5 protein-coding genes are annotated in these 18,371 nt (G+C 68.4%); 4 read left to right on the plus strand and 1 reads right to left on the minus strand.

All coding sequences use genetic code 11. From position 1 onward, the window contains the following. Positions 1-50: 50 nt before the first annotated feature. A complete protein-coding gene (locus ACZK4Z_RS02930; RefSeq protein ID WP_478451177.1) occupies positions 51-2,153 on the minus strand; it encodes a glycosyl hydrolase family 18 protein in 2,103 nt (700 codons plus the stop codon). An 828-nt stretch (positions 2,154-2,981) separates the two neighbouring features. On the opposite strand from ACZK4Z_RS02930, the gene purL reads away from it, so the two are divergent. From purL to gspE, 4 genes are all read left to right on the plus strand, one after another. Then, positions 2,982-6,866, plus strand: a complete 3,885-nt coding sequence (gene purL / locus ACZK4Z_RS02935) for a phosphoribosylformylglycinamidine synthase (protein ID WP_478451178.1) — start codon at positions 2,982-2,984, stop codon at positions 6,864-6,866. 438 nt (positions 6,867-7,304) lie between these two features. Next, complete coding sequence (locus tag ACZK4Z_RS02940) at positions 7,305-14,483, plus strand: ESPR-type extended signal peptide-containing protein (protein WP_125894944.1); 7,179 nt, start codon at positions 7,305-7,307, stop codon at positions 14,481-14,483. A gap of 157 nt (positions 14,484-14,640) precedes the next feature. Next, positions 14,641-16,494 (plus strand): S8 family peptidase, encoded by a 1,854-nt coding sequence (locus ACZK4Z_RS02945; protein WP_125894942.1) that lies wholly within the window; start codon positions 14,641-14,643, stop codon positions 16,492-16,494. Between the two features lie 136 nt (positions 16,495-16,630). Next, a complete protein-coding gene (gspE, locus tag ACZK4Z_RS02950; RefSeq protein WP_049424954.1) occupies positions 16,631-18,355 on the plus strand; it encodes a type II secretion system ATPase GspE in 1,725 nt (574 codons plus the stop codon). The last annotated feature ends 16 nt before the right edge of the window (positions 18,356-18,371 follow it).

The following is an 18,371-nucleotide window of genomic DNA, read 5'->3' on the forward strand; positions in this document are numbered from 1 at the left end:
GCGCTACAGATCAGAGGCCAGGGGCGCACAATGCGCCCCCGGCTTTTTGCTTATTTCAGGCCATCACTGACCGCCTTGGTCAGCGTGCCCTGCGCATCGTCACCGCTGAACTCCCAGACGAACGCGCCGCCCAGGCCCTGGGTCTTCACGTAACCCATCTTGCGGGTGATGTTGGCCGGGGTATCGAAGCTCCACAGCGTGCTGCCGTTGTAGATCCAGGTGGCACCGGCGGTGTTGTCGGTGTAGCCCGGCCACGCCAGGTTCTTCAGCACCTTCCAGTCTTCGATGCCGGCCTCGTAGGTACCCGGTGCGGCACCCGTCGCGGTCTGGTACAGGCCGTTGTTGGCGTTGGCCACACCGGTCCAGCCACGCCCGTAGTAGCCGATGCCCAGGTTGAGCTTGGCGGCGGGCACGCCACGGCTGATGAAGGCCTCGATGGCGTCGTTGCTGTTGTACAGCTTCTGGTCGCCGGTGGACGGATCATTCGGCGAATCGAACAGCGCCGACTGGTGATTGGTCTTCGCATCCCACGCGCCGTGGAAGTCGTAGGTCATCACGTTGATGTAGTCCAGGTACGGGTGGTACGCGGCCGGATCAGTGACGCGGATCTTGTCGATGCCGGCACCCACCGCCACCGTCAGCAACAGGCCCGGACGCACCGCATCGAGCTGGCGGCGGAACTCGGCCATCAGCGCGGTGAAGTTGGCGTTGTCCTCCGGCTTGCCGCATTCGATGCCACAGGCCACCGGGTACTCCCAGTCGACGTCGATGCCGTCGAACACGCCCAGTGCGGCACCGGCGCCACCGGCACCGTCGGTCACCGGCAGGTTGCCCTTGATGTAGGCGTCGATGCACGAGGCGACGAAGGCCTGGCGGTTTTCCGGACGCGCCGCGCTGGAGAAACCACGCGACCAGGTCCAGCCACCCAGCGAGATCAGCACCTTCATGCCCGGGTACTTGGCCTTGAGCTGCTTGAGCTGGTTCCAGTTGTTACCGCGCAGCGGCTGGTCCCAGGTATCGGCGCTGCCGCTGACGCTCTCGGCGGCACTGAAGGCCTTGGTGTAGTCGGCGAAGGCATCGCCACCGGCACCGCTGTTCGGATCCGACGGCTGGGTGATGCCCACTTCGCAACGGTTGTTGCGCACGTTGCCGAACGCGTAGTTGATGTGGGTCAGGCGTGCGGCCGAGCCACTGCTGTCGATGTTCTTGACCCGGTAGTTGCGGCCGTAGATGCCCCACTGGGTGAAGTAACCGATCACCCGCTTGCCGGTGGTGCCGCCGTCGCCGGCCAGCGTAGTGGCGCTGATCTCGGTGCCCTGGGCCGAGGCGTTGCCGGCGTTGTCGCGGGCACGAACCCGGTAGCGGTAGGTGGTGGAGGCAGTCAGCCCGCCATCGATGTAGCTGGCGCTGGACGGTGAACCGACCAGGCTGCCGTTGCGGTACACGTCGTAGCCGGCCACGCCGCTGCCACCGGTGTTGTCGGTGGACGGGCTCCAGCTGAGCGCGATGCTGTTGGCGGTGCGGGTGCCGACCGCCAGCCCGCCCGGCACACTCGGTGCGGTGGTATCGCCACCGGCGGCGTTGACTGTGATGGTGATGGTCGCGGTGCTGGTGGTGGCGTTGTTGTTGTCGGTCGCGACTGCACGCAGGGTGTGGCTGCCGGCGCTGGCATTGGCCCAGCTGGCCGCATACGGCGCATTGGTGGCCACGCCCAGCGAGCTGCCATCGCGGAAGAATTCGACCTTGGCGACGCTGCCGTCCGGATCACTGGCGTTGGCTGTCACGTTGACCGTGCTGCCGGCGCTGAAGGTGGCGCCGTTGGCCGGCGAGGTCAGGCTGACCACCGGCGGCTGGTTGCTGCCGCTGCCATCGCAGGCACCGAGGTTGGTGTAGTAGGGCGCACCGGCCGGATGGTCCGGCGGCGCGTTCCAGATGTCCTGGTTCGCCCGATAGAGGACGCCTCCTTTCTGCAGGGTATCGCCGGCCCGGTAGATCTTGGCCTGGTCCCACTGGGCCACGCCGGCACAGCTGGCGGCCTGCGCCAGGCCGGGCAGGGCAGCGGCACCGGCGGCCACGGCGAGCAGCCAGGCCAGGCGGCGGGGACGACAGCTTCGGGTCGCACGTTCGGCACTGCGCACAATCGGGTCGTACATGGGTAAGTCTCCGATCAAAGGGCGCGCGGGCCCCGATGGCGCCGCGCGTGACGCAGGTCCGGGCGTCGCCCGGGAAGGCGACGGGTGGGGCCGGACGGAGGTACCTGGGAGGCCGGGGAGAGAGTCCGGCACCAGGTAGGGACAACGTTGTCATCAATCGTGTGGTCAATCCGTGAGCGAGTGCATGGTTCGGGGATTTGGCGGAGAGCGGCGCTGCGCGCGGTCGGCGGCCATCGGCGGAGCCCCTCGTGGCTGGGGTGGGTCGCGTACAGCGGATTTCTGGGGTTTGGCCGGGCGGGTGGGCTGCGCAGGGGACGCCGTGAATCCATCCCTGGAGGCTCGGGCGCGCCATCCATGGCGCTTACGCCCCTGCGCAGCCCACCCACCCGGCCCCTGACAGGTTCCTGCGCGGCCAGCCACGAAAGACAGAACAGAAAATCAAAGGCAGAAGCCGGTCGCTTCGCTCTTCAATGCCTGATTTCCGATGTTCCCTAGTTGCTGGCCAGCGGCCGGCATTACCGGGGAGCATCCACGCATGGCGTGGATCTACCGCAGATCGCGGAAATCTGTCGAAGGCGGGGTGGTGGGGGCCAGCAGGACCGTTGGCGCCATGGATGGCGCCATCGAGCCCCCATGGACGGGTTTACGGCGTGTCCTGCTGGCCCCCACCACCCCGCCAGCCCACGGAATGCCTGCTGTTGCCTTGGCCGTTGCTGTTGCTGTTGCTGTTGCCTTGGCTTCGGCGGGTGCCGGGCGCCGCCCGGCCAAAGCCCTTCCCCCGCTTCCGGTACAATGTCGGGCCCGTTTCCCAACTACGGTTCCCCGGACATGATGGTCCTCGAGGGCGCGCCCGCCCTGTCGCCGTTCCGCCGCGAACGTCTTGAATCCCGCCTGCAGTCCATCGCTCCCTCCCTGCGCATCAGCGGTGCCTGGCACGTCTACTTCGTGCAGCCCGAAGGCAGCGCCGCCCCCGACCTGACCACCCTGTGCCGCATCCTCGAAGCCGCGCCGCAGGCCGAGGCCGTGGCCGACGGCGCGGTCAGCCGCATCGTGGTGCCGCGCCTGGGCACGCTGTCGCCGTGGTCGAGCAAGGCCACCGAACTGGTCCGTGGTGCCGGGCAGCCGGTCAGCCGGGTCGAGCGGGGCCTGCGCATCGACGTGCAGGGCTGGCCGGCCGATGCCGCCGCCCAGCAGGCGCTGGTCAAGGCGCTGCACGACCCGATGACGCAGTCGGTGCTGGAGACCGTGGAACAGGGCCAGGCGCTGTTCTCGGCGCCGGCCCGCGGTGAACTGGAACGCGTGCCGGTGGACCAGCTGGAGGCTGCCAACCAGCGCCTCGGCCTGGCCATGGCCCAGGACGAGATCGACTACCTGCGCGAACGCTTCACCGCGCTCGGCCGCGCACCGTCCGACGTCGAGCTGATGATGTTCGCGCAGGCCAATTCCGAGCACTGCCGGCACAAGATCTTCAACGCCAGCTGGACCATCGACGGCCAGGAACAGGACCGTTCGCTGTTCCGGATGATCAAGAACACCCACCAGCAGACCCCGCAGCACACGCTCAGCGCGTACAGCGACAATGCCGCGGTGATCGAAGGCCATCCGGCGTCGCGTTACCGCCCGGATCCGGCCAGCGGCGAATACCGCCGCGAGCCGCAGGTGCCCAGCGCGTTCCAGATCAAGGTGGAAACGCATAACCATCCGACCGCGATCGCGCCGTTCCCGGGTGCATCGACCGGCAACGGCGGCGAGATCCGCGACGAAGGCGCGACCGGCCGCGGCGGCAAGCCGAAGGCGGGCCTGTCCGGGTTCTCGGTCTCGCACCTGCGCATTCCCGAGCTGCCGCAGCCGTGGGAAGCGCCACGCGCGCTGAACCCGCGCATGGCACCGGCGCTGGAAATCATGACCGACGGCCCGCTCGGCGGCGCAGCGTTCAACAACGAGTTCGGCCGCCCGAACCTGCTCGGCTACTTCCGCAGCTTCGAGCTGCCGGAAGGCGCCGATCTGGTGCGTGCCTACGACAAGCCGATCATGCTGGCCGGTGGCCTCGGCGCGATCGACCGCGTGCAGGTCGACAAGATCCAGCTGCAGGCCGGTGATGCGGTCATTGTGCTCGGCGGTCCGGCGATGCTGATCGGCCTGGGCGGCGGTGCCGCCAGTTCGGTGGCCTCCGGCGAGAGCGCCGAGGACCTGGACTTCGCCAGCGTGCAGCGCGACAACCCGGAAATGGAACGCCGCTGCCAGGAGGTCATCGACCGCTGCGTGGCGATGGGCGCCAACAACCCGATCAAATTCTTCCACGACGTCGGTGCCGGTGGCCTGTCCAATGCCATCCCGGAACTGCTGCACGACTCCAAGGTCGGCGGTGTCATCGATCTGGGCAAGGTGCCCACCGATGATCCGTCGCTGTCGCCGATGCAGCTGTGGTGCAACGAGTCGCAGGAACGCTACGTGCTGGGCGTGGCCCAGGAGCGCCTGGCCGAGTTCGCCGCACTGTGCGCCCGCGAGCGCTGCCCGTTCGCCGCGGTTGGCGTGGCGACTGCCGAGGAGCACCTGGTGGTGGCCTACGGTGCCGTGCCGGGCCACACCCCGGCCGATCCGCCGATTGATCTGCCGATGGACGTGCTGTTCGGCAAGCCGCCGAAGATGCACCGCGACACCGCGCACCCGCCGGCCCCGCGCTGGCCAGCGCTGAAGACCGGCGGCCTGGACCTGCAGGAAGCCGGCCTTCGCGTGCTGGCGCACCCGACGGTCGCTTCGAAGAACTTCCTGGTCACCATCGGTGACCGCAGCGTCGGCGGCCTGACCGCACGCGAACAGATGGTCGGCCCGTGGCAGCTGCCGGTGGCCGACGTGGCGATCACCCTGGCCGACTTCGACGGCGTGTCCGGTGAAGCGATGTCGATCGGCGAGCGCACCCCGCTGGCCCTGCTCGACGCCGCTGCTTCGGCACGCATGGCGGTGGGCGAAGCGTTGACCAACCTGTGCGCGGCCCCGGTCGATGCGCTGGATGAGATCAAGCTGTCGGCGAACTGGATGGCCGCGGCCGGCCACCCGGGCGAAGACGCGCTGCTGTACGACGCGGTGAAGGCGGTGGGCATGGAACTGTGCCCGCAGCTGGACATCAGCATCCCGGTGGGCAAGGACTCGCTGTCGATGCAGGCGCAGTGGCACGACCAGGGCCAAGCGCACAAGAGCGTGTCGCCGGTGTCGCTGGTGATCTCGGCGTTCGCGCCGGTGGCCGATGTGCGCCAGCAGCTGACCCCGCTGCTCGACCGCGACGTGGAAAGCGAGCTGTGGCTGATCGGCCTTGGCGCCGGCAAGCAGCGCCTGGGCGGTTCCATCCTGGCCCAGGTGCATGCCGACCACGGTGACCTGCCGGCGTTCGCCGGCGCTGCCCCGGATCTGGACGACCCGCAGCGCCTGCGTGGCTTCTTCGAGCTGATCCGCGATGCGCGCCAGGCCGGCCTGCTGCTGGCCTACCACGACCGCAGCGACGGCGGTGCCTTCGCCGCGCTGTGCGAAATGGCCTTCACGTCGCGCCTGGGGCTGGACATCACCCTCGATGCCTGGGGCGACGATCCATTCCGCAGCCTGTTCAACGAAGAGCTGGGCGCGGTGGTGCAGATCGCACGCGAAGACCGCGCAGCGTTCGCCGACCTGGTCGAGCGCCATGCACTGACCGAGTGCGCGCAGCGCATCGCCAAGCCGACCACCGCACCGGTGGTGCGCGTGTCGCTGGGTGGCGAGAACCTGGCCGAGTGGCGCTGGGACGCGCTGTTCGACGCCTGGTGGTCGGTCACCCACGCGATGCAGAAGCGCCGCGACAACCCGGCCAACGCGGATGCCGAGCGCGAGGTCGCCCGTGCCTTCAATGCGCCGGGCCTGAAGCCGAAGCTCAGCTTCGACCTCAACGAAGACGTGGCGGCGCCGTTCATCAGCACCGGTGCGCGCCCGCGCGTGGCCGTGCTGCGCGAGCAGGGCGTGAACGGCCAGATTGAAATGGCCAACGCCTTCGAACGTGCCGGCTTCCGCGCGTTCGACGTGCACATGAGCGACCTGATCGAAGGCCGCGTGGCCCTGCAGGACTTCACCGGCCTGGTCGCCTGCGGCGGCTTCAGCTACGGCGACGTGCTCGGTGCCGGCCGTGGCTGGGCCACCTCGATCCTGGAGCGCAGCGCACTGCGTGATGCCTTCGCCGCGTTCTTCGCGCGCGACGACAGCTTTGCGCTGGGCGTGTGCAACGGCTGCCAGATGATGAGCCAGCTGAAAAACATCATCCCGGGTGCCGAGCACTGGCCGCAGTTCCGTCGCAACGCCAGCGAGCAGTTCGAAGCCCGCACCGCGCTGCTGGAAGTGGTGGAATCGCCGTCGATCCTGCTGCGTGGCATGGCCGGCTCGCGCCTGCAGGTAGCGGTGGCGCACGGCGAAGGCCAGGCCGTGTTCGACAACGCCGTCGACCAGGCCGCCGCACGCGTCTCGCTGCGCTACATCGACGGCAATGGCAACGTCGCCAGCCAGTACCCGCTGAACCCGAACGGTTCGCCGGACGGCATCACCGGCCTGACCAGCAGCGACGGCCGCGTCACCATCATGATGCCGCACCCGGAGCGCACCCCGCGCGCGCTCAACCTGAGCTGGGCTCCGGCCGAGTGGCAGGGTGACTCGCCGTGGATGCGCATGTTCCGCAACGCGCGGGTGTGGTGCGGCTGATCGCACTGCATCGCGCAGGCCTCAATGCCATCGCGTATGGAAAAACCCGCCGTTGATCGGCGGGTTTTTCTTTGCGCGCTTGAAACTCCAGTCGCGACCGCTAGTTACATGCATTTTCATGCGTCGAGGAATCGTCACGCATGCATAACAAAATCATTTCATAAACACGTGAAATAGTGATGTGCTTCACGGCAATAGGATTTGCTGTGTCAAAGTCTTGACGATCTGCAAAGTTGCCGTTAACACTTGAACCCCGTTTCAGAATCATTCATTTCGCAGTAACCGCTTGGCGCACGCGCTCGGTTTTCTGTCGCTGCGCGCCGTTCGGCAATACCCCGCAGTAAATCACGCGAATAAACGCCCCCAGGGGACGTTGGGCCGGAAAGCCCAGCGGTGGCGTTGCTTTGCCCAAAACCAGTCCAATCAGGAGCCGTACCGATGAATCGGATTTATCGCAAGGTCTGGAACAAAGCATTGGGTCAGTTGGTGGTGGCCTCGGAACTGGCCTCCTCCGACAGCGGCGGCGGGGTCGTCGACCAGCGCCGCGATGCAACGCAGGCTGCGCCCGCAAGGTTGGCGATGGCACTGGGCCTGGTGTTGGGATTGGGCATGAGCGGTATCGCCGCAGCACAGTCGGTGCAGATCGGCGGCAGCGCCACCTGCGTGGCATTCAGCGGCAAGCTGCTCGAAAAGTGCCTGATCGAAGGCTCGGCCACGGCCAAGGGCAGCAACGCGGTGGCGATCGGCAGCAACAGCAGCGCCAGTGCGGCCAATAGCGTAGCGCTGGGCGCCGGCTCCAAGGCCACGCGTGCCAACACGGTGTCCGTGGGTGATACCGGCAAGGAACGGCAGATCACCAATGTTGCCGCAGGCAGCCAGGCCACCGATGCGGTGAACAAGGCGCAGCTGGACGCGCAGGCGCGCGCCACCCAGGCTGCGCTGGCCGATGTCGCCGCAGACGGCAACCGTTATTTCAAGGCCGATGGCGCAGGCGATGACAGCGACGCGGCGAAGATCGACGGGCAGGGCGCAGTGGCGGCCGGTGCCGGCGCACAGTCGCTGGCCAATGCCACCACTGCCATCGGAACCCAGGCCATTGCCGCGGGCCTGGGCGCAAGCGCGTTCGGCCAGGGCGCCTTGGCAATCGGCGATGCCAGCGTGGTGGTCGGGCAGAGCGCTGCGGCCTTCGGTCTCGGCGACACCGCGGTTGGCGCAAGCGCGACCGCCGCGAGCGAGAACGGCGCGGCCACCGCGCTGGGTGCGCTGTCCGAAGCGACTGCCGATGGCGCCACGGCTGTCGGCGGCGGTGCCGTGGCGATGGGCCCGGGCAGCACCGCGCTGGGCCGCGGCGCTACCGCAGCCAACGAAGCATCGATCGCGGTGGGTGCGTTCAGCACCGCCGTCGGTGAATACAGCACCGCGCTGGGCTCGAATTCCGCGGCGGTGGCCACCGGCAGCGTGGCGCTCGGCGCGGGCTCGCTGGCCGACCGCGTCGATACCGTGTCCGTTGGTGCCGCCGAATACGGGCTGACCCGGCAGATCACCAGCGTGGCCGCAGGCACCGAAGACAACGATGCAGTCAATGTCGGTCAGCTGAAGGACGTCGCCGCCGTGGCCGATGCCACCGCCAAGCGCTTCCAGGCCAATGGCAGCAGCAACAGCGATGCCGGTGCACTGGCCGAGGGCGACGAGGCGCTGGCGGCCGGCGAGGCCGCCAATGCCATCGGCAACGGCACCACTGCAGTCGGTGCCGGCGCCACCGCCGTCGCGCAGAACGCCACCGCCGTTGGCAACAACGCGCTGGCCTCGGGCCAGAACAGTGCCGCGTTCGGCAACAACGCGCAGGCCAACGGTCCGGGCAGCGTTGCCGTGGGTGGCGCTGCGGTGGATGCCGACGGCAACCCGCTGATCACCAGCGGCGGCGTGCCGGTGGAAACCGGCGCAACCAGCGCAGGCGTCGGCGGCACTGCGGTCGGCGCCAGTGCCGAAGCCAGTGGTTTTGCGGCGTCGTCCTACGGCGTCGGCGCCTATGCGGCCGGTGCGCAGGCGTCGGCCTTCGGCGCCGTGGCCAATGCCATCGGCGATTATTCCACCGCGCTGGGTACGCAGAGCAACGCGACGGGCACCAGCAGCGTCGCCATCGGTGGCCCGGCTGACCTGATCCCCGGCCTGGGCTTCTTCGTGCAGACCCAGGCCAGTGGCGAAGCCGCCACCGCCGTCGGTGCCGGTGCCATCGCCAGTGGCGACCGTGCCGTGGCCAACGGCAGCCTCAGCGAAGCCTCCGGCGCCGAAGCGACCGCGGTCGGCTACTTCGCCTATGCACCGGGCGAGAACGCCAGTGCCCTGGGCGCGCAGACCTGGGCGAGCGGAGCGCAGAGCACGGCCGTGGGTTACTACGCCACCGCACGCGGCGCGAACAGTGTGGCACTCGGCGCGAATTCCGAAGCGGTGCGCGCCAACAGCGTGGCCGTCGGCAGCGCCGGCAACGAGCGGCAGATCACCAGCGTCGCTGCAGGCAGCGAAGCCACCGATGCGGTGAACAAAGCCCAGCTCGACGCCGTGGCCGGCACTGCCGACACCACCGCGCGTTTCTTCCAGGCACAGCCGGAGGCGGGCAGTGATGCTGGCGCACTGGCTGATGGCGAAGGCTCCATCGCTGTGGGTTCGTCGAGCAATGCGATCGGCGCAGGTGCCATCGCGCAGGGTGCTGCCGCGTCGGCCATCGGCGATGACAGCGTGGCCGTGGGCCGCAACAGCGCGGCCACCGGTAATGGCGGTGTCGCCATCGGTGGCCTCGGCCAGGCCTACGACGAGTTCAACCAGCCGATCATCGGTGCCGATGGCACGGCGCAGCAGGTGGGCACCACCGCTGTTGCCGATGCCACCGCAGTCGGCAGCGGTGCGCAGGCCACCGGGGCTGCCAGCAGCGCTTTCGGCAACGCGGCCAAGGCCAGTGGTGACAACAGCTTCGCCGCAGGCGGCAAGTCGCGCGCCACCGGCAGCTATGCGGTTGCGGTCGGCGACAGCGCATTCGCCAGCAGCGATGACAGCACCGCAGTAGGCGGATACAGCTGGGCCACTGCCAGTGGCGCAGCAGCATTCGGTTCGGGTGCATGGGCCACTGCCACCAATGCCTCGGCGTTCGGCAACGCGGCCTGGGCCAGTGGCAGCGGCGCAACATCCATCGGTTACAACAGCTGGGCCAACGGCGCCAGCTCCACAGCGATCGGCCGTGGTGCCTTCGGCTATGGCGACAACAGCGTGGCGCTGGGCTTCCAGGCGCTGGGCAACAGCATCAACAGCATCGCCATCGGCACCAACACGGTAGCCGGTGGTGAAAGCGCGATCGCGCTCGGTGCGGGCAGCAATGCCAGCGCCAGCAATACGGTCGCGCTGGGTGCCGGTTCGGTCGCCAACCGAGCGCGCACGGTGTCGGTGGGCAGCGCCGGCAACGAACGCCAGGTCACCAACGTCGCCGCCGGCACCCAGGCCACCGATGCGGTGAACAAGGCGCAGCTGGATGCGGTGGCGACCACGGCCACCACCACCAGCCGCTTCTTCCAGGCCAGCGGCAACGGCGACGACGTAGCCGGTGCATTGGTGGAAGGTGACAACGCACTGGCGGCCGGTGATGCCGCCAACGCCATCGGCAATGGCGCTACCGCACTGGGCAGCGGCGCCAACGCGTTGGCCAGCAATGCGCAGGCGCTGGGCTTCAATGCGTTGGCGACCGCAGCCAACGCCAGCGCTGTTGGTGCCAACGCACAGGCCACGGGCGAGTACGCCACCGCGCATGGCGCGGAAAGCGAAGCCAGCGGCGAGCAGAGCGCGGCGTTCGGTGCGGCCAGCATCGCCAGCGGCGCCGGTAGCACTGCCAATGGCGTGCTGTCCGAAGCGTCCGGCGAAGAGGCCGTGGCCGTGGGCTACTTCAGCAATGCCAGTGGTGACGCGGCCACCGCTGTCGGTAGCGAGAGCGTAGCCAGTGGTACGGCGTCGGCGGCCTTCGGTATCGGTGCCGAAGCCAGCGGCGGTTACAGCACCGCCATCGGTGGCTATGCACAGGCCTCGGCCTTCAATGCCACCGCGTTCGGCAACTTTGCCAATGCCTCCGGTTCCAACAGCGTGGCCGTGGGTGGCGACTCGGAAGCCTCCGGTGCCTACAGCACCGCCACCGGCCAGGGCAGCCTGGCCACCGGCACCAACAGCGTCGCCGTCGGTGGCTCGCTGTTCGGTCTGCTGGCCACCGAAGCGTCGGGCAACTACTCCACCGCGGTGGGTGGTGGCGCCTGGTCGGGGGGCATCAACAGTACCGCGCTGGGTAACGCCGCTGAATCGCGCGGCGCCAACAGCGTGGCGCTGGGTGCCGATTCGATCGCGGATCGCGACAACACCGTGTCGGTGGGCGGCGGTGGCAACACCCGCCAGATCACCAACGTGGCCGATGGCACGCAGGGCAATGATGCGGTCAACAGGAATCAGCTCGATGCCGTAGCCGCGGCAGCGGAAAAGACCAGCCGGCAGTTCCAGGCCAGCGGCAATGCCGATGGTGAAACCGGGGCGCTGGTGGACGGCGACAACGCGCTGGCGGCCGGTGACGCGGCCAATGCGATCGGCAACGGTGCCACCGCGCTTGGCAGCGGTGCCAATGCGCTGGCCGCCAACGCCACCGCCGTGGGCATCGATGCGCTGGCCACCGGCGGCAACGCGGCTGCCCTGGGCAGCACGGCACAGGCCACCGGCGAAGACAGCCTGGCGCTCGGCACCGGCGCCAGCGCCAGTGAACTGGGGGCAAGCGCGGTCGGCGCGCGCGCGCAGGCCAGCGGTGCATACAGCACGGCCACAGGTACAGAAGCCAATGCCAGCGGCACCCAGGCATTGGCCAGCGGTTTCCGCAGCGCCGCGTCCGCCGATGGCACTACCGCTGTCGGCGGCTACGCCGAAGCCAGCGGTCGCCTCGGCACCGCGTTGGGCTACGGCTCGGCGGCCAGTGGTGCCAACACCACCGCAGTCGGTTTCGGTGCCGCTGCGGCCGGAACCGGTGCCGTTGCCGTGGGTCAGTCCAGCGAGGCCAGTGGCGAGGAGAGCGTGGCCATCGGTGGCAGCACCTTCTTCGGCCTGATCCCCTCGCGTGCCAGTGGCACCGGTGCCGCGGCATTCGGTGCGGGCGCGTGGGCCACCGAAGACTACGCCACGGCGATCGGCTGGAATTCGTGGGCGGCAGGCAGCAGTGCCACCGCGCTGGGTGCCAACGCCACCGCCAATGGCAGCAACAGCGTCGCGCTCGGTGCCGGCTCCAAGGCCGACCGTGACAACACGGTGGCCGTCGGCAAGGCGGGCGGTGAGCGCCAGGTCACCCATGTCGCAGCCGGTACCGAAGCCACCGATGCGGTGAACAAGGGCCAGTTGGATGCAGTCGCCAGCGTCGCCGACAAGACCAGCCGGCAGTTCCAGGCCAGCGGCAATGCCGATGGCGAGGCCGGTGCCCTGGTGGACGGTGACAACGCACTGGCCGCCGGCAACGCGGCCAACGCCATCGGCAACGGCGCCACCGCGCTGGGCAGTGGTGCCAATGCCATGGCCGGCAATGCCACGGCCGTGGGCTTCGATGCGCTGGCCACCGGCAACAATGCGGCGGCGCTCGGCAACGCGGCGCAGGCTGCTGGTGTCGACAGCGTAGCCGTGGGCAGTGGCGCCAGCGCCAGCGAACTCGGCGCCAGTGCTACCGGCGCCGGCGCCCAGGCCAAGGGCGCTTACAGCACTGCCAGCGGCGCGCAGGCCACGGCCAGCGGCACCCAGTCGCAGGCCAGTGGTTTCCGCGCCAATGCTTCGGCCGACGGCGCTTCGGCGCTGGGCAGCTATGCCGAAGCCAGTGGTCGCCTTGGCACTGCAGTGGGTTACGGCAGCAAGGCCACCGGCGCCAATGCCACCGCAGTGGGTGTCAGTGCCAACGCTTCGGCGGCCGGCAGCATCGCACTGGGCGCAGGCTCGGTGGCCGACCGTGCCAACACCGTGTCGGTGGGCAGCAGTACCAGTGATCGTCAGATCACCCGCGTCGCTGCCGGTACCGAGCGCACCGATGCGGTCAATCGTGGCCAGCTTGATGCGGTCGCAGCGACTGCCGATGGCACGGCACGTTACGTCAAGGCCACCGGCGCAGGTATCGCCAGCGCCAGCGGCAGTGATGCCGCCGCGATCGGTTCGGCGGCCAGTGCCAGCGGCGCACGCAGCAATGCGCTGGGCGCCAACGCGATGGCGATCGGCAACGGTGCACTTGCACTGGGCAACAGTGCCGGCGCGTCTGGTGCCAACTCGGTGGCGCTGGGTGCGGGCTCGCGTGCGCTCGATGCCAACGTGGTGTCGGTCGGCGGTGGCAATGGCACCGATGGTCCAGCCACGCGCCGCATCGTCAATGTGGCCGATGGCCGCATCGCCGCCGGCAGCACCGATGCGATCACCGGTTCGCAGCTCAACGTCACCAACCAGCGCGTAGGCGCGGTGGAAACCCGCGTCGGTGATTTCGATTCGCGCATCACCACCGTTGAAACCACGGCGGCCAGCGCGGTGGGCTACGACGACGCCAGCCGTGATCGCCTGACCCTGTCCGGCTTCCAGGGCACCACCATCGACAACGTTGGTGCCGGCAGCATTGCGGCAGGCAGCCGCCAGGCGATCAACGGCGGCCAGCTGTTCCAGTCGCTCAGCGATGCCGCCAGCTTCCTCGGCGGTGGTGCCAGCGTCGGCATGCAGGGGGTGTTCGTGGCTCCGAACTACGTGATCCAGGGCGCCACCTACAGCAACGTCGGCGATGCGCTCGGCGCGCTGGACCGCAAGGTCAGCGAGATCGACCGCAGAACCGCTGGTGGCTCGCGTGCCGGGACTGCCAACCTGCGCGCGATGAGTGCCTCGCTGGATGAGAGCCCGCTGGCAAGCACCGCTGATGCACCTGCAGCGGCCGACGCGGCACCGGCCAGCACCGCGCGTGTGCAGGGCACGCCGACCGCTGCCGCCGCCGGTGCCGGGATTCCGGTTGGCACTCCCGCGACGGGCTTCAATGCCGTCGCCATGGGCGAGGGCGCCGTCGCCAGTGGCGCTTCGTCCACGGCCATCGGCCAGGGCGCCAATGCCACCGCGGCGAACGCGGTGGCGCTGGGCCAGGGCTCGGTTGCCGATCGTGCCAACACGGTCTCGGTGGGCAGTGAAGGCAACGAGCGCCAGGTCACCAATGTGGCGGCGGGTACCACGGCCACCGATGCGGTCAACAAGGGCCAGCTCGACCGTGGCATGGCCACGGCCAACAGCTACACCGACAGCCGCGTCCAGGCCGTCGCCGACAGCTTCGATGTGTTCAAGGGCGAGATCGACGGACGCCTGCGCCACATGGATCGCCGCATCGACCGCCAGGGTGCGATGAGCGCGGCGATGCTCAACATGGCCACCAGTGCCGCCGGTATCCGCACCCAGAACCGGGTCGGCGTCGGCATTGGTTTCCAGGGCGGCGAGTCAGCGTTGTCGCTGGGCTACCAGCGTGCGATCAGCGATCGCGCCACGGTGACCTTCGGCGGTGCTTTCAGCAGCGACGACAGCTCGGTTGGCGTCGGTGCCGGCTTCGGCTGGTAAGCCACTCCATCGCGCCGGCGGCCACCCACGCCGGCGCAGCACCTGCAGTGAGGGCCTGGGGGGAGGTCACGGCAATCCCGGCTGGGCCGGCCGGGAGTCGTCAAGGAATGATGGCCGCAGTGTTGGTTCGATCCATGACCCAGAAGAGGAATTCGACGTGATCAAGAAGCAGAACCTTCGCATCAATGTGCTTGCCGCCGCCGTGCTGTCGATGACGGCCGTCGGTGCCGTCCACGCCGCCGGCCTGCCGACCCGCGAACCGGTGCGCCAGGCCAGCACCGCCCAGCCGGGCGCCGAGCGCATCATCGTCAAGTACCGGGCCGGCGCTGCCGCCGCCACCGACCGCTCGGCGAAGCTGTCCACCGTGCAGTCGGCGCTGACCCGGGCCAGCCTGTCCGGCGGTACCTCACGTGCCAGTACCCTCGGCCCGCAGGTGGTACGCAAGCTCGCTACCGGTGCGGACCTGATCCGCGTGCAGGGCCGCCTGGCCCCGGCCGAACTGCAGCGTGTGCTGAAGGAACTGCAGGCCGACCCGTCGGTGCAGTACGCCGAAGCCGACGTGAAGCTGCGCCGCACCGAGCTGCGTGCCGGCGATGTGCAGCCGGCACTGGTGCCGAACGATCCCTTCTACCAGCAGAACCAGTGGCACCTGCACAATGCGGTCGGCGGCATCAACGCACCGGCGGCATGGGATGTCTCGCAGGGCGAAGGCATCGTGGTGGCGGTGATCGATACCGGCATCCTGCCGCAGCATCCGGACCTGGTCGGCAACCTGCTGGAGGGTTACGACTTCATCAGCGATGCGGAGACCTCGCGGCGCCCGACCAACGATCGTGTGCCGGGTGCGCAGGACTACGGTGACTGGGTCGAGAACGACAACGAGTGCTATGACGGCTCGCTGGCCGAGGACAGTTCCTGGCACGGCACCCACGTAGCCGGCACCGTAGCCGAGCAGACCAACAACGGCGTCGGCATGGCCGGTGTCGCCTACAAGGCCAAGGTGCTGCCGGTACGTGTGCTGGGCAAGTGCGGCGGCTACCTGTCCGACATCGCCGACGCGGTGGTCTGGGCATCGGGTGGCACGGTGACCGGCATCCCGGCCAACACCAACCCGGCCGAGATCATCAACATGAGCCTGGGCGGCAGCGGTACCTGCGGCAGCACCTACCAGGACGCCATCAATGGCGCGATCTCGCGTGGCACCACCGTGGTGGTCGCGGCGGGCAATGAAGCCGACAACGCGTCCAAGTACCGTCCGGCCAGCTGCGAAGGCGTGGTGACCGTGGGTGCCACCCGCATCACCGGTGGCATCACCTACTACTCCAACTATGGCACCCGCGTGGACCTGTCCGGTCCGGGTGGCGGCGGCAGTGTCGACGGCAACCCGGGTGGCTACATCTGGCAGACCGGCTCCAATGCGGCCACCACGCCGGAATCGGGCACGCCGGGCTACATGGGCATGGGCGGTACCTCGATGGCCTCGCCGCATGTGGCCGCCGTTGCCGCACTGGTGCAGAGCGCGCTGATCGCCAAGGGCAAGGATCCGTTGACCCCGGCCGCGATGCGTACCCTGCTGAAGGAAACCGCACGTCCGTTCCCGGTCGCCATCCCGGCAGCGACCCCGATCGGTACCGGCATCCTCGATGCCAAGGCTGCGCTGGCCAAGGCACTGGAAGAACCGTGCACCGAGAACTGCGGGCCGGTGGCCACGCCGCTGACCAACAAGGCTGCCGTCGGTGGCCTGTCCGGTGCGGCCGGCAGCAGCAAGCTCTACAGCTTCGAAGCGGCTGCCGGCAAGCAGTTCAGCGTGATCACCTACGGTGGCACCGGCAACGTTTCGGTCTACGTGGCTGAAGGCCGTGAGCCCAGTGCCAGCGACAACGACGCCAAGTCGACCCGTCCGGGCACCTCCGAGACGGTGCGGGTGACCAAGCCGGTGGCGGCCACCTACTACATCAAGGTGGTGGGTGAAGCGGCCTACAACGGGGTGAGCATTCTCGCCACGCAGTAAGCTTGAACTGTCGTAGTTGAATGGCCGAAGCCCGTCATCCCATGTGACGGGCTTCGTCTTTTTACGAAAGGTGGCGCAGGGGCGGCGGAAATCATGGCTTAACTGTTAAAGTCGAGCCGATTGACAGGAGAGTCATGTGAACGCGCTTGCTGCTACCGCCGCTGCCGACGACGCTGAAGGCCGCATCCTGGATGCGCTGCTGGCGCGCGGCCGGCTGAAGGAAGGCGATCTGGCACGTGCGCGGCCGCTGCACGCAGAGGCCGGCGGCAGCCTGCTGGGCCTGCTGGTGCGGCTGGGGCTGGTCTCCGAGCGTGACCAGGCACAGGCCAGCGCCGAAGTGCTGGGGCTGCCGCTGCTGGAAGGCAAACAGCTGCCGGAAGCACCGCCACAAGGGCTGGCGGAAGGCTTGCCGTTGTCGCTGCGCTTCCTCAAGCAGTTCCATGTCTGCCCGCTCGCGCTGGATGAACAGGGGGTCCGGCTGTGGCTGGCCGATGCCCATGATCCTTATCCGCAGCAGGCCGTGCAGTTGGCACTGGGTGTACCGGTGACACCGGTGCTGGGCATGCGCGCAGAAATTGATGATCTGGTCGAGCGCTGGTTCGGGCAGGGCCGCAGCGCGATGGGCGCGATCGTCGAAACCGCCGATGGCGAGGGCGGTGCGGTCGATGACATCGAGCATCTGCGTGACCTCGCCTCGGAAGCGCCGGTGATCCGCCTGGTCAACCTGGTGATCCAGCGTGCAGTGGAGCTGCGCGCTTCGGACATCCATGTCGAACCGTTCGAAAGCCGGTTGAAGGTCCGTTACCGCGTCGATGGCGTGCTGGTGGAAGGCGAAAGCCCGCCGGCCAACCTCACTGCTGCGGTGATCAGCCGCATCAAGATCATGGCCCGGCTCAACATCGCCGAGCGCCGCCTGCCGCAGGACGGCCGCATCATGCTGCGCGTGCAGGGCAAGGAGCTGGACCTGCGCGTGAGCACGGTGCCGACCGCGCACGGCGAAAGCGTGGTGATGCGATTGCTGGACCGCGAAACGGTGGTGTTCGATTTCCATCGTCTCGGCTTCACTGACGCCTTCCTGCCGCAGTTCCGCAAGGTGCTGGAACAGCCGCACGGCATCCTGCTGGTGACCGGCCCGACCGGTTCAGGCAAGACCACCACGCTGTACACCGCGCTGAGCCAGCTGAACACTGCCGACGTCAAGATCATCACGGTCGAAGACCCGGTGGAATACCAGATCGAAGGCATCAATCAGATCCAGGCCAAGCCGCAGATCGGCCTCGACTTCGCCAACGCCCTGCGCAGCATCGTGCGCCAGGACCCGGACATCATCATGATCGGCGAAATGCGCGACCTGGAAACCGCGCGCATCGCGATCCAGTCGGCGCTGACCGGCCATCTGGTGCTGTCCACCCTGCATACCAACAACGCAGCAGGTGGCATCACCCGCCTGCTCGACATGGGCGTGGAAGACTACCTGCTCACCTCCACCATCAACGGCATCCTGGCCCAGCGCCTGGTGCGTCGGCTGGAGCCGACCCATGCCGAGCGCTATGAAGCCTCGCCGGAAGAGATCGAACGCTTCGAGCTGCGCCGCCTGCAGCCGGAAGGACCGATCCACCTGTATCGCCCGAAGCCTTCCGCGCTGGCGCCGACCGGTTACCTCGGCCGGACCACCATCATGGAATTCCTGGTGATGAACGACGCGCTGCGGCGCGCGGTGATGCGCCGCGACGGCATGGGCGAGATCGAACGCATTGCCCGCGAAGCCGGCATGCGCACGATGTACGAAGATGGCCTGTCCAAGGCCCTCAGTGGTCAGACGACCATCGAGGAAGTCCTGCGTGTCACCGAGGAAAGCTGATGCGCGCAGGACGCCG

The organism is Stenotrophomonas sp. 71799_Sma (assembly GCF_056482505.1).

What these genes read in the sequence shown, in the direction of transcription:
- ACZK4Z_RS02930 (WP_478451177.1), bottom strand. Translation starts at nt 2,153, where the DNA reads ATGTACGACCCGATTGTGCGCAGTGCCGAACGTGCGACCCGAAGCTGT.
- purL (WP_478451178.1), top strand. Translation starts at nt 2,982, where the DNA reads ATGATGGTCCTCGAGGGCGCGCCCGCCCTGTCGCCGTTCCGCCGCGAA.
- ACZK4Z_RS02940 (WP_125894944.1), top strand. Translation starts at nt 7,305, where the DNA reads ATGAATCGGATTTATCGCAAGGTCTGGAACAAAGCATTGGGTCAGTTG.